Origin of the sequence: Micromonospora sp. NPDC048835, assembly GCF_040649995.1 — a bacterium.
GTDB lineage: Bacteria > Actinomycetota > Actinomycetes > Mycobacteriales > Micromonosporaceae > Micromonospora.
On sequence record NZ_JBEZGM010000008.1, the window covers coordinates 61,965 to 87,066 of the forward strand.

A 25,102-nucleotide genomic window follows, 5' to 3' on the forward strand; every position below is an offset into this window, starting at 1 on the left:
AGGTAGCGTTCGAAACCACCATCCGGGCCGGTATCGATAATTACCCATCGGTAACGTCGCAATTCGTCATCGAGCGGACGGGCGCAGCTCCGCCTGATCGTCGTCGCCACCCCGGTCGGCGGCGTAACCCCGTACGTCCGGAGCGCCGAGCCGGGCGGCGTCCGCCGCCGCGTCGTCCGGCATCAACTGGGACTGCCGCTCCGCCTCCACCCGAACCCGGTAGTGCTCGACCTCGCGTGCCCGGGTGGCCGCGTCCCAACCGAGCACCGAGCCCATCAGCTCGGCGGTGTGCTCCGCCGACTCCAACCCACGGTGGCTGGTCTCGAACGAGATCCGGGTCCGCCGGGTCAGCACGTCCTCCAGGTGCAGCGCACCCTCGGCCCGCGCCGCGTACGCGACCTCCGCCGCCAGGTACTCCGGAGCGCCGGTCAGCGGGGAGGCCAGCAGTGGATCGGCGTCGACGAGCGCCAGCAGATCCAGGGTGAGGGTGCCGTACCGCTCCAACAGGTGCTCCACCACGCCCACCGGCACACCGTGCCGACGCGCCAGGTCGGCCCGGTCCCGCCACATCGCCGGGTAGCCGTCGGCACCGAGCAGAGGCAGGTCGGCGGTGCGCGACGGGCGGGCGCCACCGAGCCGACGAGCGGCCCGGTCGACCACGTCGGACGCCATCACCCGGTACGTCGTGTACTTGCCACCGGCGACCAGCAACAGCCCGAGCATCGGCTCGAAGACCGCGTGCTCCCGGGAGAGCTTCGAGGTCGAGTCGGCCTCGCCGGCCAGCAGCGGTCGCAGCCCGGCGTACACCCCCTCGATGTCGGCGGTGGTCAGCGGCCGGTCCAGCACGATGTTGACCTGCTGCAGGAGATAGTCGATGTCGCGGGCCGAGGCGGCCGGGTGGGAGCGGTCCAGTCGCCAGTCGGTGTCCGTGGTGCCGATGATCCAGTGCCCGCCCCACGGGATGACGAAGAGCACCGAACTCGCCGTCCGCAGGATGAGCCCCGTCTCGCCGGTGATCGCCGAGCGGGGCACCACCAGGTGCACCCCCTTGGAGGCGCGCACCCGGACGCCGGGCCGCAGGCCCACGTCGTTGAGCATCCGGGACATGTCGTCGCTCCACACGCCGGTGGCGGCGATGACGGTACGGGCCTGCACCTCGAACTCGGCGTCCGGCGAACCCTCCGGGGCCTCCAGGTCGCGGACGCGGACGCCTGTCACCTCGCGGGCCTGCCGGATCAGCCCGACGGCACGGGCACTTGTCACCACCGTGGCCCCGAGGCTGGCCGCGGTGCGGGCCAGGGTGACCACCAGCCGGGCATCGTCGACCTGCCCGTCGTAGTAACGGATCGCTCCGGCCAGCGCGTCGGCCCGCAGGCTCGGGAAGACCCGCCGGGCGCCCTCCCGGGTCAGGTGGCGGTGCAGGGGCATGCCCCGACCACCCCCGAAGACGCCGGCGAAGGCGTCGTAGGCGGCCACCCCGGCGCCGTAGTACGACCGGCGGAAGACCCGACCCGGCAGACCTCGCAGGCCGCGCCCGGCCGGCAACGGCACCATGATCGGCACCGGGCGCACCAGATGCGGCGCGAGCCGGGTGGCCAGCAGGCCGCGCTCGGTGAGCGCCTCGTGGACCAGGTGGAACTCCAACTGCTCCAGGTAACGCAGGCCACCGTGGATGAGTTTGCTGGACCGGCTGGAGGTGCCGGCGGCGAGGTCACGAGCCTCGACCAGGGCCACCTTCAGGCCGCGGGAGGCCGCGTCCAGGGCGGCACCGGCACCTGTCACCCCACCGCCGATGACCAGCACGTCGAAGCGCTCGGCACGCAGTCGACGCAGGTCGGACGCACGGCGGACAGGTGGGAGCTGACCGGCGACGGAACGGGAGACATTGGGGTCACGCACCCGTCCACCGTAACCGCCGTACCACCATGTCGACATTTCGCCGCCCGGCCCGTGCTGCACGCCTGTGCTGTCCCGCGCAGATCAGGCGAAGCAGTGATCAACGGCCCGCCAGTCGGAGATCTTGGACAGTTTCCGTCCTGCGCGAACGGTAACTGTCCAAGATCTCCACGGATCCTCGAACGAGGCGGTCGGTTCGAAACCGTTCACCATGGTCGTAAGGTTCTCGGATGCACGGTCACCCTGCGCATCCCGGAGTCAGCACTCGCCATTCCCCCTGGCCGGTGGTCGCGGCCGTGTTCGTCGGCTGCTGGACGGTGGCGATCACCCTGGGCACCCAGACCGGTGGGTGGGTCACCGATCAGGTGCTGCTGAGCTTCGGGCGGGACCGAATCGGTTGGCTCTGGCCGGTGCTCGGCCTGGCCACCGTCGTGCTCGTCGGCACGCCCGCCCTGCTGCTGGCGGTGCTGCCCAGGTCGGCTGCGGTCCGGGCCACCGGACGGGCCTGGCTGATCGGGGCACTCGCTCTCGGCCTGCTCACACTGCTGCGTGTCGTGCCACAGGTGCACCATGAGGCGTACCTCGCCACGCTGGCCGGCGCCGCGTTGCTCGGCGCCCTCGCCGTGCGCTGGGCGGCGCGCCGGTGGGCGTACCCCGGGCTGGTCGGCTCGGTCGGCGGCCCGGCACCCTTCGCAGACGGCGACGCCACACGACCCGAGGCCACCGCCGACGGCGACACCACGCGACCCGAGGCCACCGCCGACGGCGACACCACGCGGCGCGAGGCCACCGCCGACGGCGACGCCACACGGCGCGAGGTTGTCGGAGAGTTGGCGCCAGCCGGAGGGCGTGCGCGCCGACCGGGGGCGGTGCCGCTGCTCGCGGTCGCCGCCGGGTTGGCGCTGCTGCTGCCGTGGGCCTGGCTGGGCGCGCTCGGCGGTCTCCTGGAGACCGCGCTGGCGCTGCTCGCAGCCGCCGCGCTCGGCGTGCTGGCCGGGGCGCTGCTGGATCGCCCCTTCTGGTCCCCGTTCGCGGTCGGCCGACCGCCCCGGCCGGCGCGGCTGGTGCTTGTCGGCGGCCTGGTCGCCGGGGTGGCGCTGCTCCTGCTCGCGGCCGGAACGGGCCAGTCCGGCGCGCAGTTGCCAGCGCTGCTCACCCTGCCGCCGGTGGGTTTCGCGCTTGCCGCGCTCTGGGCCGCCGCCTGGCGGTCCACGATCAGCCCGGCCGAGGCGACCCGCGCCGGCCGGACGGCGACCGGCTGGCTGGTGGGCCTGGCCGCGCTCGGCCCGCTGGCCTTCGCCGACCCGGAAGAGATCACCCTGCTGCTGGTCGGCACCCGGGACGTGCCGTTCTGGGTTGCGGTCGCCGCCGGCATCGGACTCGCCGTCGCGGTCCTGGTCGCCATCGGGTACGCGGTGCTGCTCGCCCGGCCGACGGCACGCACCCCGAACCGGCGGGCCGCGGCGGTGGCGGCCGTGGTGCTGCTGGTGGCGTTCGGCGTGGTCGACCTCGGCCCCGGCCAGCCGGGCTTGTACGGCGAGCGGCTGTTCGTGGTGCTGCGCGCCCAGGCCGACCTGAGCGGTCTCCCGGCCGGTGCGCCGGGGCGGGCCGGCCGGGACGCCCGCGCGGCGGAGGTCTACCGGCGGCTGGTGACGACCGCCGAGCAGAGCCAGGGCGACCTGCTGCGGGAGGTGAACCGGCTGCGCCTCGACCCGGTGTCGTACTACCTGGTCAACGCGGTCGAGGTGGACGGCGGCCCGGCGGTGCGGGCCTGGCTCGCCCGCCGACCGGAGGTGGCCCGGGTGCTGGTCGGCCAGCGCCTGCGCCCGTTGCCGGCCCCGGCCGGGCAGAGTCGGGGCTCCGCGCCCAAGCCCACCGGCCCGGAGTGGAACATCCGCCAGATCGGCGCCGACCGGGTGTGGTCCCAACTGCGGGTGACCGGCACGGGCGTCGTGGTCGGCAGCTCCGACTCGGGGGTGGACGGCACCCATCCGGCGCTGCGGGCCGGGTTCCGTGGTGGCGACGACTCCTGGTACGACCCGTGGGATGCCACCCGGAGCCCGACCGACCAGGGCGGGCACGGCACGCACACGGTGGGCAGCGCGGTCGGGCGCGACGGCATCGGGGTGGCACCGGACGCGCAGTGGGTGGGCTGCGTCAACCTGGACCGCAACCTCGGCAGCCCCGGGCACTACCTCGACTGTCTCCAGTTCATGCTGGCGCCCTTCCCGTCCGGCGGCGACCCGTTCACCGACGGCCGTCCGGAGCGCGCACCGCAGGTGCTGACCAACTCGTGGGGCTGCCCGTCGCTTGAGGGCTGTGACGAGCGGGTGCTGCGGCCGGCCACCGCCGCACTCGACGCCGCAGGCATCTTCGTGGTGGTGGCGGCCGGCAACACCGGCCCGTGGTGCGCGTCGATCGACGACCCACCAGCGCCGTACGCGGACGTGCTGACCGTGGGCGCGGTGGACGACGAGCGGCGGGTCGCCGAGTTCTCCTCCCGCGGGCCGGTGCCGGGCGGCTCGGGTAAGCCGGACGTGCTGGCACCGGGAGTGGGTGTGGTGTCCGCCATGCCCGGCGGCACGTACGCCGCGCTTGACGGCACGTCGATGGCGACTCCGCAGGTGGCCGGGGTGGTGGCGTTGATGTGGTCGGCGAATCCGGACCTTGTCGGGGACGTGACCCGCACCCGGCAGATCCTGCGGGACACCGCGACGGCGGCGACGCCCACCTACCGCTCACAGAACCCATCCGATGCCTGCGGCACACCGTCGAACATCACCGGCGCCGGCCAGGTCGACGCGTACGCCGCCGTGCGCGCCGCCCAGGAGGCGCGACCCGCCGCCCGGTGATCTAGGGTCGGCGACCATGGACGCCGAGATCACCGTCACCGAGCTGACCGCCGACCTGGCCCCCAACGTCGTACAGCTCTGCGAGCAGGCTCTGGACCTGCCCGAGGACGCCGCCGAGGCGGCCGCCATCGTGGACGTCCTCTGGCCCCGGGCCGCCGCCGACCGGCAGGTGGTCGGGCTTGGCGCGTACCGGGGCGCGACTCTGGTCGGCGTGCTGATCTGCTCGGTGTCGTCGACCGAGCCGGGAATCGGGCACGTGGACCTGGTCGCGGTCCTCCCGGACCAGCGGCGTCGGGGCGTCGGCCGGACGCTGCTGTCGCGGGCCGAGCGGGTGCTCGCCGAGCGCGGGGCGACCGAGGTGCTGCTGGCCGGAAATCCGCCGTACTACGCGTGGCCGGGCATCGACGTCCGCTACACGCCGGCGATCTGCGCCGCCCTCGCGCTCGGCTACCGGCAGGACCGGACCGCCTGGAACATGACCGCCGACCTGTCGTACGACGGGTCGCCGGCGCTGCGGTCCACCGAGGCGACCGAGCGGCGGCTGGCCGACCAGGGCGTCACCGTACGACGTGCGGAGCCGGCGGACCTGCCGGCGCTGACGGCGTTCGCACGGTCCACCTTCGGCGGCACCTGGGATGGCGAGTTGGCCGGGTCGGTGGGGCGCGCCGACGCCGGTTGCCACCTGGCGGAGCGGGACGGTGAGCTGCTCGGCTTCGCCGCGTACGGGTCGTCCCGGCCGAGCTGGTTCGGGCCGATGGGCACCGCGCCGGCCGCCGAGGGGTCGGGCATCGGCGGGGTGCTGTTGCGGCGCTGCCTGCGCGACCAGCGGACGGCGGGACTGGATCGGGCACAGATCGGCTGGGTGGGGCCGGTGCCGTTCTATTCGGGCAGTGCGGGCGCGTGGATCGAACGGGTCTTCTTCCTGTACCGGCGGACCCTGCCGACGGCGTAACCGGGCAAACGGGACGTAGATCCATTCGCCCGCATCGGCAATCGTCGCCCCCTACCGTTTCGGTAGAGGAGGCAGCCATGACCACGGATGAGAACCAGACCGAGGACGGCCGGCCGATCACCTGGAAACCGGTAGGTGAACTCCCCGGCCAACTGCCGTTCGACCGACTCGACTACGGCGACGCCGAGCAACTGGCCGAGATGACCACCGACGGTGAGTCGTCGGTGGCCGACGAGCCGCAGGAGATGGTGGACGCGCCGATCCAACTGCTGCCGCCGTACGACCGGGCCCAGAAACGGCGCAACCAGCGCCCACTACCCACCTGACGACGAACGGGGCGGACCGCGTCAGCGGCCCGCCCCGTTCGGTGTCGGAACTGGACTCAGAAGTCCATGTCCCCGCCACCCGGGCCAGCCGGGGCAGCCGGGGTCTTCTCCGGCTTGTCCGCGACAACAGCCTCGGTGGTGAGGAAGAGCGCCGCGATGGAAGCGGCGTTCTGCAGCGCCGAGCGCGTCACCTTGGCCGGGTCGATGATGCCCGCGGCCAGCAGGTCGACGTACTCGCCGTTGGCGGCGTTGAGGCCGTGGCCGGCCTCGATGTTGCGGACCTTCTCCACCACGACGCCGCCCTCGAGGCCGGCGTTGACGGCGATCTGCCGCAGCGGGGCGTCCAGCGCGACCTTGACGATGTTCGCACCGGTCGCCTCGTCGCCGACCAGGTCGAGCTTGTCGAAGGCGGTCTTGCCGGCCTGCACCAGCGCGACGCCACCACCCGGGACGATGCCCTCCTCGACGGCGGCCTTCGCGTTGCGAACGGCGTCCTCGATGCGGTGCTTGCGCTCCTTGAGCTCGACCTCGGTGGCCGCGCCGACCTTGATGACCGCAACGCCGCCGGCCAGCTTGGCCAGCCGCTCCTGCAGCTTCTCCCGGTCGTAGTCGGAGTCGCTCTTGTCGATCTCGGCCCGGATCTGGTTCACCCGGCCCTGGATCTGCTCGGCGTCACCGGCACCGTCGACGATGGTGGTCTCGTCCTTGGTCACGACGACCTTGCGGGCGCGGCCCAGCATGTCGACGCTGGCGGCGTCGAGCTTGAGGCCGACCTCCTCGCTGATGACCTGGCCACCGGCGAGGATGGCGATGTCGGTCAGCATGGCCTTGCGGCGGTCACCGAAGCCCGGCGCCTTGACGGCGACCGACTTGAAGGTGCCACGGACCTTGTTGACCACCAGGGTGGCGAGGGCCTCGCCCTCCAGGTCCTCGGCGATGATCAGCAGCGGCTTGCCCGACTGCATGACCTTCTCCAGGATCGGGAGCAGGTCCTTCACCGACGAGATCTTGCTGTTCGCGATCAGGATGTACGGGTCGTCGAAGACGGCCTCCATACGCTCCGGGTCGGTCATGAAGTACGCCGAGATGTAGCCCTTGTCGAAGCGCATACCCTCGGTGAGCTCCAGCTCCAGCCCGAAGGTGTTGCTCTCCTCGACGGTGATGACGCCTTCCTTGCCGACCTTGTCCATCGCCTCGGCGATGATCTCGCCGACGGTGCTGTCGCCAGCGGAGATGGAGGCGGTGGAGGCGATCTGCTCCTTGGTCTCGACGTCCTTGGCGAGCTTCGACAGCTCCTCCGAGACGCTCGCGACCGCAGCCTCGATGCCCCGCTTCAGGGCCATCGGGTTGGCACCGGCGGCCACGTTGCGCAGGCCCTCGCGAACCAGGGCCTGGGCCAGGACGGTCGCCGTCGTCGTGCCGTCACCGGCAACGTCGTCGGTCTTCTTGGCGACCTCCTTGACCAGCTCAGCGCCGATCTTCTCGTACGGGTCCTCGAGCTCGATCTCCTTGGCGATGCTCACACCATCGTTGGTGATGGTGGGGGCACCCCACTTCTTCTCGAGCACGACGTTGCGGCCCTTGGGGCCGAGGGTCACCTTTACGGCGTCGGCGAGCTGGTTCATGCCCCGCTCGAGGCCGCGGCGCGCCTCTTCGTCGAACGCGATCATCTTGGCCATACGGCGTTGTCCTCCTGGACACTCACGGGCCACCCGAGATGTGTGCCCCGGATGGGCCGCCTGGTGTACGCACCTTGGGACGTCGCCACCTGGCGACGACGACGTCCTTCGGCCGGGCCGGATAGCCCGCGACGACCGGCCATGTGCCGCCCCGGCGTCTCCACGCCGGTGCAACCTGGCCCCACCGTCCCGACCATTGGCACTCACGGTATGCGAGTGCCAATGACTTGTTTAGCACTCTCCCCTGCCGAGTGCAAGCACGATGCCGCCGCTCAGCCGAGTTCCGCAGCCAGCCCGGCGGTGTTCACCGGCGCCTCATGGGCGCGCTGCTCGGCGTACGTCACCAGCAGGCCGATCAACTGCGCGAGGTGGGCCGGCAGAGCCAGCACGGCGGTGATCCCGATCACCACCACCGCCCCGACCGCGGTGCCCGCCGAGGCGAACGGATCCGTACCGAACGCGGAGGTGCCCACCCCCTCCAGGCCACCGGGGATCAGGGTGCCGACGATCACCGCCAGGGCCACCAGGGCCACCCGCCCGAGCAGCAGACCGAGCCGGTCGTGGAACATCCGGAACGATCGACCGATCGGGTTGTGGCGTTCGAAGAGGTAGACCGGGCCGGCCATGCTCAGTGCGAAGGCCAGGTAGACGCCCGGCAGCACGCAGAAGCAGATGCCGACGCCGATCAGCAGGCTGACCAGCAGCGTCCAACCCCACAGCCCGAGTGCCCGCCGCAGGCCGTAGCGCAGCGCCGACTCCAGGCTGGCCGGCTGACCGGCGGCCTGCCGGGTGATCACCCAGGTGCCGGACGCCCACCCGACGGCCTGCACCAACCCGACCACCACGCTGCCGCCGACGAGCACGACCAGCAGGCTCAGCACCTCGACGGCGAAGTTGTCCGGCAGCACGGGAGTGGGATTGGACCCGGACTGGGCGGCCCACTCCGCGGACGGGTCCAGCCCGAGCGAGAGCACCGAGAGCACCGCCGCAGGCAGCACCTGGGTGAGCAGCATGATCGGCACCAACTGCCGCCACCCTCGACGCAGCGCTCCGCCGCAGCGGTTGAACCACGCGCCGAGGCCGGCGCCGGGCGCAGTGACCAGGGCGTCGTTCGGGTCGAACCCGTAACCCGGCGGGTACCAGCCGACCGGCTGCCCCGGATACCACGGTTGCCCGCCGTAGGGTCCCGACCCGGGCGGGTAACCCCCGGTGGGCGGGACGGCCCAGCCCTGCGGCGGCGGGGCCGTACCCCAGGCATCCTTCGCGGGATCCCAGCCCGACTGCGGGCCGGCGTGGCCGGGCGGCGGGCCGACCTGAGGCGTAACCGGACCCCAGCCCGACGGCGGACCGGCCTGGCCTGGGTTGCCGGCGGGCGAGGAAGAGCCGGACGGGTCCGGCTCCCCCGACCCGGGGGAGGGAGAGGGCGGGGGCGGCTGGTCGTTCATGAACGCTCCTCGGCATCGGCTGGAACGGTTCACGATCTTCCCGGCTGCACGCCCCTGCCGCAGCCCCGACTCGCGGGGCCGATCGGCCAGGAAGCTCAGCCGATGACGCGCACGTGCTCGGCCTGCGGCCCCTTCTGGCCCTGGGCGATCTCGAACTCGACCCGCTGACCGTCGTCCAGCGCCTTGTAACCGTCCATCTCGATCGCGGAGAAGTGGACGAACACGTCCTGACCGCCGTCGACGGCGATGAAGCCGTAGCCCTTTTCAGCGTTGAACCACTTCACGGAGCCCTGTGCCACGGTGCACTTCCCTCACTCTGCGCGGCGTTGCCTGACCCGGTGCACGGCAGGGCCGGGCACCACCGACCACCGACTCAGCGATCGATGACCGCCATTGACATAGGTGACCGAAATCGCACGCTACACGAGGAGTGACGGCCGCGCACGGCCACAAATCGGACACACTTCGGGGCGTCTCGACCACAGTGATCGGGTTGGGTTTCCGATCCACCGAATTCGCGCGCGTCATTGCGAATGGAACGTGGACCGCCTGGCGCAGCCGAGCTGACGGCGCTGCGGCCCAGCTCTCGAAACGATGACCATCCGCTGTGGTAGGCATGCGGACATGACCACCGACATGGGCCCGTCGGCCCTGCGGCTCGCGGAGATCCGTCGGGTCCGCCCGGAGGACGCCGCCCGGATGCGGGCGCTGCGCCTGGAGATGCTCGCCGACGCGCCGTTGGCCTTCCTGGAGACCCTGGCGGATGCGGCGGCCCGATCACACAACGAGTACGCCGCCCGCGTCGCGTACACCTCGGCCGGTTCCCGCAACGCGCAGTTCGTCGCCGACCCGGGTGGCCGGCTGGTCGGGCACGCCGGTGGCACGACCGCGCCGAACGAACCCGGGCTGACCGTCATCTACGCCGTGTACGTCACGCCGACCTGGCGCGGCAGCGGACTACTCGGCGAACTGATCGACGGGGTGGCCGCCTGGTCCCGAGCCTGTGGCCGCCCGGAGCTGCTGCTGGAGGTGGTGGTCGGCAACGGCCGCGCCTACCGCGCCTACCAGCGCCTGGGCTTCAAGGACACCGGCGTACGAGTGCCCCACCCCACCATCCCGGCCCTGACCGAGCTACAGATGCGCCGCCCAGCCTGACCCCGTTCCGGTGATCAAGAGGTTTGCGTCAGGTCGAGCGCCGTTCCTGACGCAAACCTCTTGATCGACAAGTGGGGTGCCGATGGTCAGGCGTGCCGGCGGGACTGGACGATGCGGAAGCGGTTGGCCACGTACGCCCCGTCCGTCAGCGCCGAGTTGGCCGCCGCGTTGGCACCACTGCCGTGGAAGTCGGAGAACGCCGCCGACTGGTTGACGAAGACACCGCCGGTGAGGTTGCAGGACAGGTGCACCCCGACCTCGACCGCCACCGCCTCGGTGGCGTCCAGCACGGCCTCGTCGGTCGAGTAGACCCCGGCGGTGAGCGCGCCCTTCTCGCCGACCGTCCGGCGCAGCAACTCCAGGCTGTGCGCGGTGGAGTCGGTGGCGATGGCGAACGAGATCGGCCCGAACCACTCCCGGCCGTACGTCTCGGCGTCGTCAGCGGTCAGCTTCACGATCGTCGGGGTACGCACCACCGCGTCGGCGTACGACGGGTGCGCGACGACCCGCGACTCCAGCACCGGCTCGCCGACCTTCGTCACCTCGGCCAGCCGCTCCAGCACCCCGTCGTTGACGATCGCGCCGGTCAGCTCCACGCCCCGGGCCGGGTCTGCGGTGAGTTTGCCGACTGCGGCGGCGATCCCACCGGCGACCTCGTCGAAGCTCTTGTGCCCCTGGTCGGTCTCGATGCCCCCGGCCGGGATGAGGATGTTCTGCGAGGTGGTGCACATCTGCCCGCTGTAGAGGGTCAGCGTGAAACCGAGATTGCGGCACATGCCGGCGAAGTCGTCGGTGGAGTCGACGACGACGGTGTTCAGGCCGGCCTTCTCGGTGAAGACCGACGCCTGCCGGGCGTGGGTCTCCAACCAGTCGCCGTACTCGGTGGAACCGGTGAAGTCGACGATCCTGATGGAGCGGTGCAGGGCCAGGTCGCTGGCGAGCTTCTCGCCGGGCGCCTCGGCCGCCAGCATGATCAGGTTCGGATCGAACCCGGCCTCGGCGAGCACCTCCCGGGCGTACTTCACGGTGATGGCCAGCGGCAGCACCGCGCGCGGGTGCGGCTTGACGATCACCGGGTTGCCGGTGACGAGCGAGGCGAACAACCCGGGGTACGAGTTCCAGGTCGGGAAGGTGTTGCAGCCGATGACGAGCGCCACCCCACGGGGCACCACGTGGAACGTCTTGGTCATCCGCAGCGGGTCACCCTTGCCGGCGGCCTTCTCCCAGCCCGCAGTGCCCGGGTGCCGGGTCATCTCGGCGTACGCGTACGCCAGCGCTTCCAACGCCCGGTCCAACGCGTGCGCGCCACCGGCCTGGAAGGCCATCACGAACGCCTGCCCGCTGGTGAACTGCACCGCGTTTGCCAGCTCGAAGATGTTCTTGTGCAGCCGGTCGAGGATCTCCAGGCAGACGCCCACCCGGGCCTGCGGGCCGGCGTCCCGCCACGCCGGCAGCGCGGCGGTGGCGGCGTCGACCAGCTCGTCGGTGCCGGCGTGCGGGTACCGCACCGCCAACTCGACCCCGAACGGGCTCGTCTCGGTGGCGACCCGAGCGCCCGCGCCGGGCTGGTCGAGCGGAAAATCACCACCGAGGTACGCCTCGAAGGCGGCCTTACCGTCGGCGGCGGCGGTCTCGCCGTACACCCGGGGGCTTGGGGATTCCGGATAGGCGGACCAGTAGCCCCGCTCCGTGATCGCGGTCAGCGCACGGTTGAGGGTGTCGGCGTGCCTGTCGTACAGGGGATGCGGGGTCTCCGTCATGCCCGCAATCATGCCGCAGCCGAGTTCCGGAGCAGAAGCGCCAATGGCCGACGGTAGGGGTTGCTCGCGGCGGTAGCGGGTATCCGCGGGCCTTCGGAAGTCGGCCAGGGGAGGGCACCGGGTGAGGATCACCGAGATCCGGGTGCACGGGGTGGCCAACAAGGGGCCCGAGGGGATCCTCGACCGACCGATCGTCGCGCGGGTCGCGGGAGACGACAACGCCGGCTTCTACCGGCCGCGGCCGGGCTACGGCGCCCCTGCCGACCGCAACGGTGTGATGCCTGAGGCGTACCGCTGGAGTCGGCTGACCGGTGGCACTGCCACCCGGACGTTCTCCCTTGTTCTGCTCCTGCCCTTCATGCTCAGCAACATCGCGGTCTGGATGCTGCCGGTCACCGGACGCGGCGGCCGCGCCGCGCGGGCGCTGTGCCGGCTGTTGGCGGCGACGATGACCGCGATGTACGTACTCTCCGCCGTCGGGGTGTCCCTCGACCTGATCGCCTGGCAGTGCGCGGCCTATCCGAGATGCCTGGAGGGGCGGCGGGAGGTCTCCTGGCTGGGCGACGTGCCGCCCGGTCAGCGGCTCGCGCTGCTGGCCGTACCACCGATCATCGCGATCGTCCTGATCTGGCGGCTCGGTGCACGGACCTGGCAGCTTCCCGAGGACAGCGACCACGCGCCGGGGGTGGGTGCGGACCGGCTCGACGCGCACGCCTTCTGGGACACCCGCTCGCTGCTGCGCCGGCTGCGCTCGGTGCACGTCGCGGTGGCGCTGGGTACGCTCGACCTCACCCTGCTGCTGGCCTTGGCGCCGCACGACGCCGCCCTGCCGGGCTGGCTGCTGCTGGTCGCGGACGTGGCGCTGCTCGCGGGCTCGGTGGTGCTGCTCTGCCGACCGGCGATCGAGCGGCGCGGAGACAGCGACCAGCGCAGCTCGCGAACGATCCGCTGGACGGCCATCACGCTCACCGCACTCACCCTGGCGTACGCATCGGCCCCACGGCCGCGGTGGACCGCCGAGGGGATGTTGCCGGGGTACGGCACGGCGGTCGCCGGGCTGTTCGCCGGTCAGGTGGTGCTGCTCGCGATGCTCGGCCTGGTGGTCGTGGTGCAGCGCCGTTCCCTTCCCCGGCCCCTCGCCCTGCTGGCCGGGCTGGGCGCGCCGGTGCTGATAACCGTCGCCATCGGGTTGGGCGTCGCCTACGACTCGGGCCTTACCTACGGGCTCGCCGAGTATCTGGATCGTGGTTCCAGCCCCACGCCGGCACGGCCGCTGCCGCCCGGTGCGCCACCGTTGTCACCGCCGATCGCCTACCGCTGGGTAACCCTCGGCTTCACCCTCGCCACGCTCCTGGTGGTCGTGACGGCCCTGCTCATACCCCGGATCGGCCGGAATCGCCGCCGCCGAGAGGCCGAGGACCTGGTCCAGCGGGACTACCCGGAAGCCTCCCGGGCCGCCTCCGTACGAGTCCGGGCCGTCCGCGACGCGATCGTGCGTGCCGGGTTGACGGAACGGCTCGGACCGCTGCTGGCCACCGCGTACGTGGTGTTGGCACTGCTCACCCTCGCGGCGGCTGGACTCTCGGTGATCGGTCCCGGCCCGGGGGCGCTTGCGCTGCGACTCGGCGGCGAGCCGCTGGCCCGCCCGGTGATCTTCGTGACTGATCTGGGCGCCCTGCTGATCGGGCTGTTCGCGACAGTCCTCGCCGTGCTGGGGTTGGTCGCCTACCGATCCGGCGCGATCCGGCTGGTCGGGGTGCTCTGGGAACTGGCTACGTTCTGGCCGCGTGCCGCGCACCCACTCGCCCCACCGTGCTACGTCGAGCGGGCGGTCCCTGAGCTGAGCCGTCGGATCGGGCAGCTCACCGCCGACGGGCACGCGGTCGTGCTGTCCGGGCAGAGTCACGGCAGCGTGCTCGCGGCGGTGACGGTCCTTCAACTCTCCGAAGAGTGCCGCCAGCGAGTGGCACTGCTCACCTACGGAGCCCCGCTGGGCAACCACTACCGGCGGATCTTCCCGGCGTACGTCAGCGACGAGATGTTGCGCGAGGTCGGGCGCCGGCTGGCCTGGCGTTGGATCAACCTGTGGCGGTACACCGACGCGGTGGGGGGGCGGTGTTCGTCCCGCTCGTCAACGGACCCGACGACCCGGCCGCCCGGGTCGACCGTCGGGTACGGGATCCGAAGGGCCTCCTCATCCCACCGACCGACACCGTGCCCCCACCGGTGCAGGGCCACGGGTTCACGCCGGACGACGAATTTCACGCCGCGATCGGCGAGCTGGTCGAACGCCTGGCACGGACAGCGAAATGACCGGCCGGGTCAGAGGGCGAGCTGCCAGTCGGTCCAGGCGTCCACCGGGCGGAAGCCGAGCCGCTCGTTGATCGCCACCATGTAGCTGTTGCTTGCCGCGTTGAAGGTGTCGATCACCTGGACCGCCGGCTCGTGGGTGAGCAGGTGGTGCAGGTTCTCCGCCTTGGCGATGAGACCGAGCCGGTGCCCACGGTGGGCGGGGTCGACGATGGTGATCTGCTGGAACGCGTGCCAGTCGGCGGAGGCACCCACGTCCAGCAACGTCCAGGCGACAATCCGGCCGGTCGCTTCGTGCCGCATCCCGAGGTGGTATCGGCGCCGGCCCCGGGCGTCAAGCGCCCGTTCGTTGCCGCGGATGCGCTCGGCGTCGACCTGCTCCGGCTCCCACTGCACGTCACCCATGGGGGCGTCCATCATCAGCCGGCCGTCCAGGTAGGCGATGTCGGCGACGTACTCCGGTGGGGTTGTCCCCTGCCAGCAGACGGAGTGGTATCCCTCGGCGTGCGGCCGCGCCTCGGCGAGCGCCGCCCGCAACGCCACCCGGTCGATCTTTGCGACGTCGAGTCGGCGACGCACCTCGGCCAAAGCGGGCTGGGCGCCGATCGCGGCGGCGAAGGCGTCGCCCGCCCCGCTGCGGTCCGGCCCGTCGGGCAGGGCGGAGACCGCCATCGCCACGACCCGCTTGCGGCCGTGCTCGCGGAGCAGGCGCACCCCGTACTCGTGCAGGGCCCGACCGACGCCGCGACGCCGCAGCTCGGGGTGGACCGTCAGGTCGGCGGTGGCGTTGTCGGGGTTGTCGAGCTGCGGCAGGTCGAGCTGGAGGTAGCCGGCCGGCACACCGTCCAGTCGGGCCAACGCCCAGAGCGACCTGTCACCGGGCATGGGCGTGTGGAACAGCGCCTCGAAGCGGCGTCGGCAGAAGGGTGGGAAGTCCGGCAGATCGACGCCGTTGGCGGCCGATCCGATCCGGTACGCCGCGTCAATGGAAGCCCGGTCGGCGCCGTCGAACGACGCGATCGTGATGCTCATGCCCTTGAGCGTGCACCGGACAAAAGCGATCGGGCCAGCGAATTATTCGCTGGCCCGATCGGACGTGGTCGGGAGGGACACTCGCACAACGCCTCCGGCGTTGGGTCGCAAGAACTTCAAAAGTCTTCGGCGAAATGCCCTCCCGCACGGAGCATCTTGCGCCGTCCGGTTCCTGCCGTCAAGTCCGTAGCGGCGGTTTTTCCACACTCACAGCGAAAATCCAGTCACCCGGTGGATTCAGCCGAGGAGGCCGGCGTCCCGGGCGGCGCGCAGCGAGGGCTTGATGTGGTGGGTCGGCCCAACCTGGCCGGCGACCGCGTCGATGGTCTTCAGACCTTCGCCGGTGTTGAACACGACGGTCTCGGCGGTCGGGTCCAGCCGACCGGACTCGACAAGCTTGCGCAGCACGGCCACGGTCACCCCGCCCGCGGTCTCGGCGAAGACCCCGGTGGTGCGGGCCAGGTCACGGATGCCCGCACGGATCTCGTCGTCGTCGACGTACTCCATCCAGCCGCCGGTGCGACGGACCGCTTCCAGGGCGTAGAGACCGGCCGCCGGGTCGCCGATGTTCAGCGACTTGGCGATGCCGGTCGGCTTGACCGGGACGATCGTGTCGGTCTCGGCGTGCAGGGCGGTGGCGATCGGGTTGCAGCCGGCGGACTGCGCGCCGAAGACCTTCCAACCACCGGCCGGCGCCTCGACCAGGCCGACCTCCACCAGCTCGGAGAACGCCTTGTCGATCTTGGTGAGCAGCTCGCCGCTGGCCATCGGGATGACCACCTGCGCCGGGATCCGCCAGCCGAGCTGCTCGGCCACCTCGTAGCCGAGGGTCTTGGAGCCCTCCGCGTAGTACGGCCGGACGTTCACGTTGACGAACGCGGTGTCCTCGAACTCGTCGGTCTCCACCAGCTCACCGCAGAGCCGGTTGACGTCGTCGTACGAGCCGTCGATGGCGACCAGTTCGCCGCCGTAGACGGCGGTGGTGATGACCTTGCCCTGCTCCAGGTCGCTGGGGATGAAGACCACCGAGGGCACCCCGGCCCGGGCCGCGTGGGCGGCCACCGAATTGGCCAGGTTGCCTGTCGACGCGCAGGCGAACCGGGTGAAGCCGAGCGCCTTGGCGGCGGTGAGCGCCACCGAGACAACCCGGTCCTTGAACGAGTGGGTGGGGTTGGCGCTGTCGTCCTTGACCCAGAGCGGCGCGGTGATGCCCAGCTCGGCGGCGAGGTGCGGGGCCGCCACCAGGGGGGTCAGCCCCGGGTCGAGGGTGACCCGGCTGGCCGGGTCCTGACCTGCGGGGAGCAGCGCGGCGTACCGCCAGATGTTGTTCGGGCCGGCCTCGATCTGCTCACGGGTGACGGCGGCCAGTGCGGCGGCGTCGTAGTCGACCTCAAGCGGGCCGAAACACTCGTAACAGGCGTGCTGGGCGGCGAGCGGGTAGCGGGCCGAGCAGGCACGGCAGACCAGGGCGCGGGCGGGGCTGGCAGCGGTGTCGATGCCGGAGGCGACGAGCGTCGACGTCATGTCGAGAGTCCTCTCATCTTTCCCCGCATCGCACGGTGCGGCGGGGACGGAATTGGCACCTGCCCCGCGGGTCGCTCAGCGGTGAGCGCGCGGGGTGGTTGCCGGGGCGTCGTCGGGCCGTATCCCTCAGCCCCTCTGGATGAGGTATGCAGTTGTGCCGTCGAGTCTAGGACAACGCTGTCGCCCCGTGCTACCGCCGATCCCAGTCAGTGGGTCAGCGCGCACTCACCGCAACCGGGTCGGTCACCGCGATCGGGTCCGTCACCGCGCTCGGCCGGGGCAGCGAAGGGGTCCGGGGTCGGGCGGCGAGGTTCGCGGCGATCAGGGCGGCGATCGTGATGGCAGCCCCGACCAGCTCGACGGGCTCCGGGCGGTAGCCGCGGGCGATCTGCACCGCGAAGGTGGTCACCGGAACGAGGTTCATGAACAGCGCGGCGTTGGCGGCGCCGAGTCGCTGCACACCGGTGTTCCAGGCCAGGACCGCGATCACGGCGCCCACCAGCACGGCGTACGCCAACTGCGGGGCGACCGCCACGAGGTCGGCGGCGGCCGGCGCGTGCTGCCAACCGACCGCGTCGGCGCCGATGCTCAGGACGAGCATGGCCGCCGTGCCGGCGAGCGCGGTCAGGGTGGTGAAGCGCAGCGGGGACCACTCACCGAACCGGCTCGCACCGTGGGTGTAGATGCCCCAGCCCAGCACCGCGCCGATCATCATCAGGCCGCCCAGGCCGAACTGGCCGAGTCCGGCCAGGCTGCCGCGCGTGATCACCAAGCCGACTCCGAGGAGCGCCACCAGGGAGAGCGCCAGCAGGAGCGGCTTCGGGCGTACGCCGTCGCGGGCCCAGCGGACGAGCTGGGTGATCACCGGAGTGGTGGCCACGAAGAGAGAGATCTGCTGCGGGGCGGCGTGTTCGAGTGCCAGGTTGGTGAGCAGGTTGAAGCCGGCGAAGCCGACCACTCCGAGCACCACGACCTCCCCCGCCCGACCACCGTGCCGCAGCGCGCCGGCCCCCTCGCGAATCAGCAGGATGGCGACCAGAACGACGGCGGCCAGCAGGTAGCGCGCGGTGGTCAGGTTGAGTGGGTCGATCCGGTGGAGCGCGCTGGCCAGGATCGGGAACATGACGCCCCAGCCGAGCACGGCGACCAGGGGGTACGCAGTGGCGCGGGATCGCATCGGCAACTCCAATGTTCGAGTATCGTCGAACCAACGACACCGACCATAAGGCGTTGTTCGATCATTGTCGAACAAGGGTTACACTGGTCACATGGAGCCGCATGAGCCCGACCTGACCGTCGTCCCGGTCACCAGCGTGTTGGCCGCACTCGCCGACGACGTGCGGCTACAGATCGTCCGGGCACTCGCCGAGGGCGGCGAGGCCGCCTGCGGCAGCCTCGACTTCGGCGTCTCCAAGGCGACCCGCAGTCACCACCTCAAGGTGCTGCGCGAGGCGGGCCTGACCCGGACCAGAGCCGCCGGCACCAGCCGACTGGTCCGGCTCCGCCGGGACGAGGTGGACAAGCTCTACCCCGGCCTGCTGGACGCGGTCCTCAGCCAGCGCCCGCCGGCCTGAGCGCTCCGCCCGCCCGCCCGCCGGCCCGCCGGCCGCGGTCCGCACGCTGCACCGCCCGCCTGCCTGCTCGACCGGCAGCGCGGCCGCTGGCGGCTCAACCGGCAGCGCGGCCGCTGGCGGCTCAACCGGCAGCGCGGCCCCTGTCGGCTCAACCGGCGGCGCTTCCCTGTCGGCTCAACCGGCAGCGCTTCCCTGTCGGCTCAACCGGCAGCGCTTCCCTGTCGGCTCAACCGGCAGCGCTTCCCTGTCGGCTCAACCGGCAGCGCTTCCCTGTCGGCGGGCTGGTGGAACTTGCCACTGACACGTCCTTTGGAGCTGAATCGTCTACGACATCAGGCGAAAGCCGCCGCCCGTCCGCCGAAGCCGCCTCGTCGAGGCTTCGGCGGACGGGCGGGGATGCGGTCAGACAGGCACCGAATCGGGCTCAGCCGCCGAAGCCGAAGCCGATGTCGAGGTGGAGGTGGAGCCGGCGCGCCGCCGGGCGAGCAGAGTGTCGAGCGCCCAGGCACCCGGACCGAGGGCCGCGACCAGCAGGAACGCCCAGCAGAAGAGCGCCGCCCGCTCGCCTCCGTTGTGCAGCGGCAGGAGAGCGTCCGGCTGGTGCACCACGAAGTAGGCGTACGCCATCGAGCCGGAGGCGAGGAGCGCGGCGGGTCGGGTGAAGAGCCCGACCAGCACAAGTACGCCGCAGACCAGTTGGATCAGGGCGGCCCACCAACCGGGCCAGGTGCCGAACGGCACCGCCTTGCCAGTCATCGGGTTGCCGCCGAACAACCCGAACACCGAGGACAGGCCGTGCAGCGTGAACAGCAGGCCGATCACGATGCGGAACAGGGACAGGATCGGCCCGCCGAGCCGAGAGACGTTCATCGAACCTCCATCGAAGAGAGCGAATAGGTCCCGTTAATCGTGGAGGACGAACGCATCGAAGAACATAAGTTCCTTGCTGGTGGGAAAATCCACCCTGAAAATGGCATGACGTTTCACCACCCCACCCCACCCCACCCCGCCCGATCTCCGCGATCTTGCGCTTCCTGCTCGTCGATCATGGAGTTGTGGTGGGTGACAAATAATCCTCAAGATGAGCAAATCAGGCACCAAGACTCCTTGATCGACAAGGTCGAGTGCCACATCCCCGCGATCTTGCATTTTCTGTCCTGACATAGAGGGCATCCCGCCTATATCGACTACCGAAAACGCAAGATCGGCGCGACCCTCCTGCTCGGTACAAATTGATCTACCAGGCCATGCGGCGCCTGCTTCCCCAGCACGTCCGCGCCACCACCTACCTCGCCCTTGTCGCCGACGAACTGGAACGGCTCACCCGCGATCTCACCACCGCCAACACCGAGGCTGAACGCATCCGGCAGGGTCTGCGGCAGTGGCAGTCGCGGGCACACCGACTGTCGGCACACCTCGGCGGCCCCGAACAGCCGGTGGTCCCGGTGACCGAACCGCACTGGATCATCCACCTGCCGACCACCCTGCACCGGGTCGACGACGCGGCGGCGCTGACCATGGCGCTGCGCCACTTCCTCGGCCATGTGCTCGCCATCGACTTCGGCGAGACGACGCTCAGCGAGGAGGACCGGCAGTCCGTGCGTACCCGGGTCTGGTGCGACACCAGGCTCGCCGGGACCGGCCGTTGCGGACGCCCGGCCGACCAAGACGGACAGTGCCTGGCACCGTGAGACGGGCCTCGGCGGGTCGTTTGCGGGCCGGGTCGGCCCCGTGCTGCCTGCGAGCGATGCCCTGAACGATTCAGCTCCAAAGGCGGACCGGGACGGCACGCCAGCCGGCCAGGGGCAGGGTGTCAACGCCCTGGATCCGGGGCAGCTCTGCATGCCTCGATCAGCCGACGGCAGGTCTACACCAGCGCTGCGGCGGGGGCCAGGCAGCGGTGGGACACCTCAATGGGTGAGGATCGACAGATGATCTCCAGCCATCTAGCAGCACGGCGACGCGCCGGCGCAGTGGTCGCGGCGGCTCTTCTGCTCGCCGCCTGCACCCCCGGCGACCATCGCGGCCAGGGCGGAGACCCGACGGGCCCGCTGCCGACCGTGTCGAGCCCCACCCCGTCGGCCAGCGTCGAGTCGCTGGCGGCGTGCCCGGCCTCCGGCGTCCGGATCCGGTCGACCGGCGGGGACGCGGCAATGGGTCTGCGCGCCCTCGGCCTGGAGTTGGTCAACTGCGGCGAGCGCCCCTACCAGCTCAACGGGTACCCGGTACTGCACGTGTTCGACGAAGAGCGTCAGCCGATCATGCTGCGCGTGGTCAACGGCGCCAAGGAGATCACCGCGGGCTTCGACCAACCACCCGGAAACGTCACCCTCGCCGCCGGGGAACGGGCCACCGCCGTGGTGCTCTGGCGCAACCTGGTCACCGACTCGACGGTGGTAGCCACCAGTGGAGAGTTCCTGACAGTGGCACCCTCCGCCGGGCAGCCGGACGAAGAGGTGGACCCGGACGGGCCCATCGACCTCGGCAACACCGGCCGGATCGGCGTCAGCGCCTGGCAGAAGGCTACGACGTGATGTCCTTGCGGGTGAAGCGCCAGAACGCCAACCCCCAGAACAGCGTCGCGTAACCGATCGCCGAGATGCAGCCGCGCACCACATCGTCGGTCTGCACCGGAGTCGAGAGCAGCCCCAGCCAGGCGGTGCTGTAGTGGGTGGGCAGGAAGTCACGCAACGCACCCAGGGCGGTGATCTGGTCCAGGATGCTGGACAGGATCCACAGCAGAACCGCGCCACCGACCGCGCCGAGCGCGGCGTCCGTGATCACCGACAGCAGGAACGCCAGACCGGCAACCACCAGGAGTACGACCGCCAGGTAGCCCAGCACGGCCAGCAACCGCAGCAGCCCCTCGGTGGGTTCCAGCTCGGCGGCGACCGTGCTGCGCAGCGGCGACCAGCCGTAGCGCAGGGTGCCGGCCAGCAACGCCGTGCCGGCCAACAGCAGCAGGGCCAGACCCGAGTACGCGAGCGCGACCACCAGCTTCACCGTCAACAACCGCGCCCGGGGCACCGGAATCGCCAACAGGTACCGCAGGCTGCCCCAGCTCGCCTCGCTTGCCACCGTGTCGCCACAGAACAGCGCGACGACGACCACCAGCAGGAACGACGCCGACACGAAGATCGAGAACAGGGTGAAGTTGAGCCCGCCGGAGGTGGCCAGGTCGACCAGGCTGGCGAACTCGTTGTTGCCGTTGTCGTCGTCGCCACCGGAGTTGAACTGGAACGCGATCAGGATGATCAGCGGCAGCAGCACCATGAACCCGAGCGCCAGCTGGGTCCGCCGCCGGGACGCCTGTCGACGGAACTCCGCCGCGAACGGCAAGGTGGCCGAGGGTCGGTAGCCCCGGGCCGCACCGGCCGGGTCGGTGACGCCTACGGGCGCCTCGACGGAAGATCCAGCCATCACCGATCACCGCTTCCCCGAGAGTTGTCGCCCACCAGGGCGAGGAACGCGTCCTCCAGGCGCCGCCGGGGCACCACCCGGTCCACCCCGATGCCGGCGCGCACCAGTTCCGCCACCACCTCGCTGCGGGCCGTGCCGTTGGTGTCGACCACCAGGTGGCCGTCGCTCTCCGGCAACACCCGGACCCCGTGCAGCCGGTCCAGCACCGCCCGCGCCGCCACCGGGTCGGTCACGTCGAAGAGCACGCTCGGCGACTCGCCCACGATCTCCTCCACCGGCCCGGACGCCACGATCCGACCCTTGTTCACCACCACCGCGTGCGTGCAGGTCTGCTCGACCTCGGCCAGCAGGTGGCTGGAGACCAGCACCGCGCGACCGTCGGTGGCGTAGCGCTGGAGCACCCGACGCATCTCGGCGATCTGCGGCGGGTCCAGCCCGTCGGTCGGCTCGTCCAACACCAGGAGTTCGGGGAGGCCGAGCATGGCCTGGGCGATGGCGAGACGCTGGCGCATTCCGTGGCTGTAGTTCTTGATCCTGCGGTGCACCGAGTCGCCCAGCCCGGCGATCTCCAGCGCCGCGTCGAACTGTGCGTCCTCCCACGGCCGCCCGGTGGCCCGCCAGTACGCCTTCAGGTTGTCCAGACCCGACAGGTGCGGCAGGAAGCCCGGCCCCTCCACCAGTGCCCCGATCCGGGACAGCACCGGCGAGCCGGGCACCAGCCGACGACCGAAGACGTAGATCTCCCCCGCGGTCGGCTGGGTCAGCCCCATCAGCACCCGCAGGGTGGTGGTCTTGCCGGCACCGTTCGGCCCGAGCAGACCCACCACCTGACCGGGGTGGACCTCGAAGTCCACGTTCGACACGGCGACGAAGCCGTCCGCGTACTCCTTGCGCAGTGCGCGCACGGTCAGCGGGGTGTCCGCGTACTCCGGATGCACCGACCGGTCCTGGCGGCGGTGCCGGCGGCGGACCAGGGCGACGACCACGACGAGCCCGATCACGATCGCGGCGAGCAGGCCGGCCAGCACCCAGCGCCAGACCGTCGCCGCGGTGGGGATCGGCTCGCCGTTGACGGTGGGCAGGCTGACCGCGCCGTCCGCCGCCACGGTGTAGACGGTCGGCGCGGCGGGCGTGGTGTACGCCTGGTCGGAGGTGGCGACCACCAGCCGCAGCCGGTGCCCGGCCTCCACCCGGCGGACGATCCCGGGCAGCGTCACGGTGACCGGGCGGGCGTCCTGCACCTGCTGTGGCAGCCCGGTGAGCCGGATCGGGGCGACCAGGCCGTTGGGCAGGGTGGCCGCGCCGTCCTTGTCGACGTCGTAGAGCTTGACGAAGAGCACCGCCTCGCCGGTCGGCGACGCCGCGCGCAGGGTGACGGTGGGCGCACCCGCCACGTCGACCGCCTCGGTCAACGGGGTGGACTCGAACTGGGCGTGCTGACCTGGCACGTCGCCGGCCACGCCGCCCAGCAGCGAGGTGAGCCCGCCCGCGAACGGGATCGACGAGATGGCCGCCGGGTTGCCGTTCGGCGGGTTCGCGATCGGCTGCGCCGGGCCGGTGACCGTCACCTCCCGGCGGGCGTTTCCGGTCAGGCCCGGGTAGTCGGCGCGGCGGAAGCCGGTGGCGACGAGACCCCGGTCGAGCGCGTCGAAGCCGGCGATCCGGGACCAGGTGAAGTCGTCGCCGGGCGCGTCTCCCTCACCCTTGACGTAGTGGTCGAGCCACTTGACGGTCAGGAACTTCACCCGGTCCTCGTCCGAGCGGGGTCCACTGCCGCCGTCGTGTCCGCCGGTGAACCAGGCGACCCGCACCGGGGTGCCGGTGGCGGCGATGCCACGGGCGTTCGCGTCCGCCTCGCCGAGCGGGAAGAGCGTGTCCGCCTCGCCCTGCACCAGCAGGGTGGGGGCCTTGATCCGGTCCAGCACGCCGGCCGGGCTGGAGCGGCGCAGCAGGTCCACGGCGGCCTGGTCGGCGCGGCCGGTGGTGGCGATCCGCAGGTACGCGGCGCACACGTCGGCGGCGAACCGACCGCAGGACGGGTCGGCGGCACCCGCCGGGGCGCCACCGGGACCGCTGCCCGGGCCGGCACCGGGGCCGGGGCTGGGTGGGCCCGCCGACATCGGTGCGCCCTGCGGCTGGGCGGCGGTCGCACCGGAGAGCCCGGCCGGGCCGGAGCCCACGTTGCCGCCCCCACCGAAGAAGAGGCCAGCCCAGCCCTTCTTGAACACACCCTCGGTCGGCGCAGCGCCGGTGCTCTCCGGCAGGAACGCGCGGGACAGGTCGTTCCAGGTGATCATGGGCACGATCGCGTCGACGCGGCGGTCCTGGGCGGCCAGCAGCAGCGCCAACCCACCGCCGTACGAGCCGCCGACCACGCCGACCTTCGGATCACCCGGGGCGTCGGTGCGCACCTCCGGCCGAGCGGCCAGCCAGTCCAGCAGCCGCTCGGCGTCGCGCACCTCGTAGTCCGGGTTGTCCAGGTGGATCTCACCGCCGCTGCGACCGAAACCCCGCGCGGTCCAGGTGAGCACCGCGTAGCCGCGCCCGGCGAACTCCTCCGCGTCGGAGCGCACCGACTCCTTCGTGCCGCCGAACCCGTGCGCCAGCAGCACCGCCGGCACCTTCCGACCGGCCGACGCGTCGTCCGGCAGGTAGAGAGTGGTGTCCAGGTCCACCGGCTGGTCGCCCGATGGTCCGGAGCGGACGGTGAGCATCGTGCTCTCGGTGCGTACACCCGACCCCTGTGGCCACACCGCCCAGGTCACGGCCGCGGCCAACAGCACGGCGACCACCGCGGCGGCGGTCGCGTGGCGGCGGGTGGGCAGGGCACGCCGGAACCACGCGGCCGGCGACGGCGATGTCATGCGGCACACGGTACGGCCCGCCACCTGAGCATTGGCTGAGATCCGCCGTACGTCCGTCCGGTTGCCCCGATCGGTGCGTGAGGCGGTGCGAGCGCGCAACGTCCGGCGCGGCACAGTGAGTTGAGTTCGGATCCCGTAAATTCCGATCTTCTACAGATATCCACCTCGATCCCTCCATGTCACACCCACAGATGACACAGAGCGTGCCGGTAACGCGGACAAATGGTGACATGGCTCGAAGTGACGCGAACCTGACTCGTCGCGCGAGGTCTGACCAGGCGAGGGTTCGATTAGTTTTCCGGTCCGGTGCACG

At 71.4% G+C, this 25,102-nt stretch carries 19 protein-coding genes and 1 riboswitch; of the genes, 8 read left to right on the plus strand and 11 right to left on the minus strand.

The genetic code is table 11. From position 1 onward, the window contains the following. Positions 1–66: 66 nt before the first annotated feature. Complete coding sequence (locus AB0C15_RS12025; RefSeq protein WP_357351209.1) at positions 67–1,935, minus strand: glycerol-3-phosphate dehydrogenase/oxidase; 1,869 nt, start codon at positions 1,933–1,935, stop codon at positions 67–69. A gap of 191 nt (positions 1,936–2,126) precedes the next feature. On the opposite strand from AB0C15_RS12025, the gene AB0C15_RS12030 reads away from it, so the two are divergent. The 3 genes from AB0C15_RS12030 to AB0C15_RS12040 all read left to right on the plus strand — a co-directional run bounded on the left by AB0C15_RS12030 (position 2,127) and on the right by AB0C15_RS12040 (position 6,026). Continuing rightward, positions 2,127–4,748, plus strand: coding sequence for a S8 family serine peptidase (locus tag AB0C15_RS12030; protein ID WP_357351210.1), 2,622 nt, complete (start codon positions 2,127–2,129; stop codon positions 4,746–4,748). A gap of 16 nt (positions 4,749–4,764) precedes the next feature. Further along, positions 4,765–5,700 (plus strand): GNAT family N-acetyltransferase, encoded by a 936-nt coding sequence (locus tag AB0C15_RS12035; RefSeq protein WP_357351211.1) that lies wholly within the window; start codon positions 4,765–4,767, stop codon positions 5,698–5,700. 77 nt (positions 5,701–5,777) lie between these two features. Then, positions 5,778–6,026, plus strand: coding sequence for a hypothetical protein (locus tag AB0C15_RS12040; RefSeq protein ID WP_357351212.1), 249 nt, complete (start codon positions 5,778–5,780; stop codon positions 6,024–6,026). A 56-nt stretch (positions 6,027–6,082) separates the two neighbouring features. On the opposite strand, the gene groL is transcribed toward AB0C15_RS12040, so the two are convergent. From groL to AB0C15_RS12055, 3 genes are all read right to left on the minus strand, one after another. Continuing rightward, positions 6,083–7,705 (minus strand): chaperonin GroEL, encoded by a 1,623-nt coding sequence (groL, locus tag AB0C15_RS12045; RefSeq protein WP_354882257.1) that lies wholly within the window; start codon positions 7,703–7,705, stop codon positions 6,083–6,085. 272 nt (positions 7,706–7,977) lie between these two features. Next, on the minus strand, positions 7,978–9,150 hold the full coding sequence (locus tag AB0C15_RS12050) for a hypothetical protein (protein WP_357351213.1): 1,173 nt from the start codon (positions 9,148–9,150) through the stop codon (positions 7,978–7,980). Positions 9,151–9,245: 95 nt separating this feature from the next. Then, positions 9,246–9,449 carry a cold-shock protein gene (locus tag AB0C15_RS12055; RefSeq protein ID WP_124815530.1) on the minus strand — a complete coding sequence of 68 codons (204 nt, stop codon included), beginning with the start codon at positions 9,447–9,449 and terminating at the stop codon, positions 9,246–9,248. Between the two features lie 325 nt (positions 9,450–9,774). Here AB0C15_RS12055 and AB0C15_RS12060 point away from each other — a divergent pair, with 325 nt between their 5' ends. Continuing rightward, positions 9,775–10,305 carry a GNAT family N-acetyltransferase gene (locus AB0C15_RS12060; RefSeq protein ID WP_357351214.1) on the plus strand — a complete coding sequence of 177 codons (531 nt, stop codon included), beginning with the start codon at positions 9,775–9,777 and terminating at the stop codon, positions 10,303–10,305. Positions 10,306–10,391: 86 nt separating this feature from the next. Here the strand turns inward: AB0C15_RS12060 and paaN are convergent, their stop codons facing one another. Then, positions 10,392–12,065, minus strand: coding sequence for a phenylacetic acid degradation protein PaaN (gene paaN, locus AB0C15_RS12065; protein WP_357351215.1), 1,674 nt, complete (start codon positions 12,063–12,065; stop codon positions 10,392–10,394). A gap of 121 nt (positions 12,066–12,186) precedes the next feature. Here paaN and AB0C15_RS12070 point away from each other — a divergent pair, with 121 nt between their 5' ends. Beyond that, on the plus strand, positions 12,187–14,463 hold the full coding sequence (locus tag AB0C15_RS12070; RefSeq protein WP_357351216.1) for a hypothetical protein: 2,277 nt from the start codon (positions 12,187–12,189) through the stop codon (positions 14,461–14,463). On the opposite strand, the gene AB0C15_RS12075 is transcribed toward AB0C15_RS12070, so the two are convergent. From AB0C15_RS12075 to AB0C15_RS12085, 3 genes are all read right to left on the minus strand, one after another. Then, the gene (locus tag AB0C15_RS12075) at positions 14,388–15,407 is read right to left on the minus strand and encodes a GNAT family N-acetyltransferase (RefSeq protein WP_357351217.1); all 1,020 of its coding nucleotides are present in this window, start codon (positions 15,405–15,407) and stop codon (positions 14,388–14,390) included. The two genes, AB0C15_RS12070 and AB0C15_RS12075, sit on opposite strands and share 76 nt — an antisense overlap. A gap of 237 nt (positions 15,408–15,644) precedes the next feature. Beyond that, entirely contained in the window at positions 15,645–16,931 is a 1,287-nt protein-coding gene (gene thrC / locus AB0C15_RS12080) for a threonine synthase (protein WP_357351218.1), read from the minus strand. Between the two features lie 10 nt (positions 16,932–16,941). Then, positions 16,942–17,077, minus strand: a riboswitch (SAM riboswitch). Positions 17,078–17,145: 68 nt separating this feature from the next. Continuing rightward, positions 17,146–18,108, minus strand: coding sequence for a DMT family transporter (locus AB0C15_RS12085; protein ID WP_357351219.1), 963 nt, complete (start codon positions 18,106–18,108; stop codon positions 17,146–17,148). A gap of 91 nt (positions 18,109–18,199) precedes the next feature. On the opposite strand from AB0C15_RS12085, the gene AB0C15_RS12090 reads away from it, so the two are divergent. Further along, a complete protein-coding gene (locus AB0C15_RS12090) occupies positions 18,200–18,505 on the plus strand; it encodes a metalloregulator ArsR/SmtB family transcription factor (RefSeq protein WP_357351220.1) in 306 nt (101 codons plus the stop codon). A gap of 402 nt (positions 18,506–18,907) precedes the next feature. Here AB0C15_RS12090 and AB0C15_RS12095 read toward each other — a convergent pair whose 3' ends face one another. Beyond that, complete coding sequence (locus AB0C15_RS12095; protein ID WP_357351221.1) at positions 18,908–19,375, minus strand: DoxX family protein; 468 nt, start codon at positions 19,373–19,375, stop codon at positions 18,908–18,910. Positions 19,376–19,941: 566 nt separating this feature from the next. Between AB0C15_RS12095 and AB0C15_RS12100 the strand changes: the two genes are divergently transcribed. Both AB0C15_RS12100 and AB0C15_RS12105 read left to right on the plus strand, forming a co-directional pair. Further along, positions 19,942–20,196, plus strand: coding sequence for a hypothetical protein (locus tag AB0C15_RS12100; RefSeq protein ID WP_357351365.1), 255 nt, complete (start codon positions 19,942–19,944; stop codon positions 20,194–20,196). Between the two features lie 240 nt (positions 20,197–20,436). Then, on the plus strand, positions 20,437–21,039 hold the full coding sequence (locus AB0C15_RS12105) for a DUF4232 domain-containing protein (protein ID WP_357351222.1): 603 nt from the start codon (positions 20,437–20,439) through the stop codon (positions 21,037–21,039). Here the strand turns inward: AB0C15_RS12105 and AB0C15_RS12110 are convergent. Further along, on the minus strand, positions 21,029–21,925 hold the full coding sequence (locus AB0C15_RS12110) for an ABC transporter permease subunit (RefSeq protein ID WP_357351223.1): 897 nt from the start codon (positions 21,923–21,925) through the stop codon (positions 21,029–21,031). The two genes, AB0C15_RS12105 and AB0C15_RS12110, sit on opposite strands and share 11 nt — an antisense overlap. Then, positions 21,925–24,789, minus strand: coding sequence for an alpha/beta fold hydrolase (locus AB0C15_RS12115; RefSeq protein ID WP_357351224.1), 2,865 nt, complete (start codon positions 24,787–24,789; stop codon positions 21,925–21,927). Before AB0C15_RS12115 ends, AB0C15_RS12110 begins: the two co-directional genes overlap by 1 nt. Between the last annotated feature and the right edge of the window lie 313 nt (positions 24,790–25,102).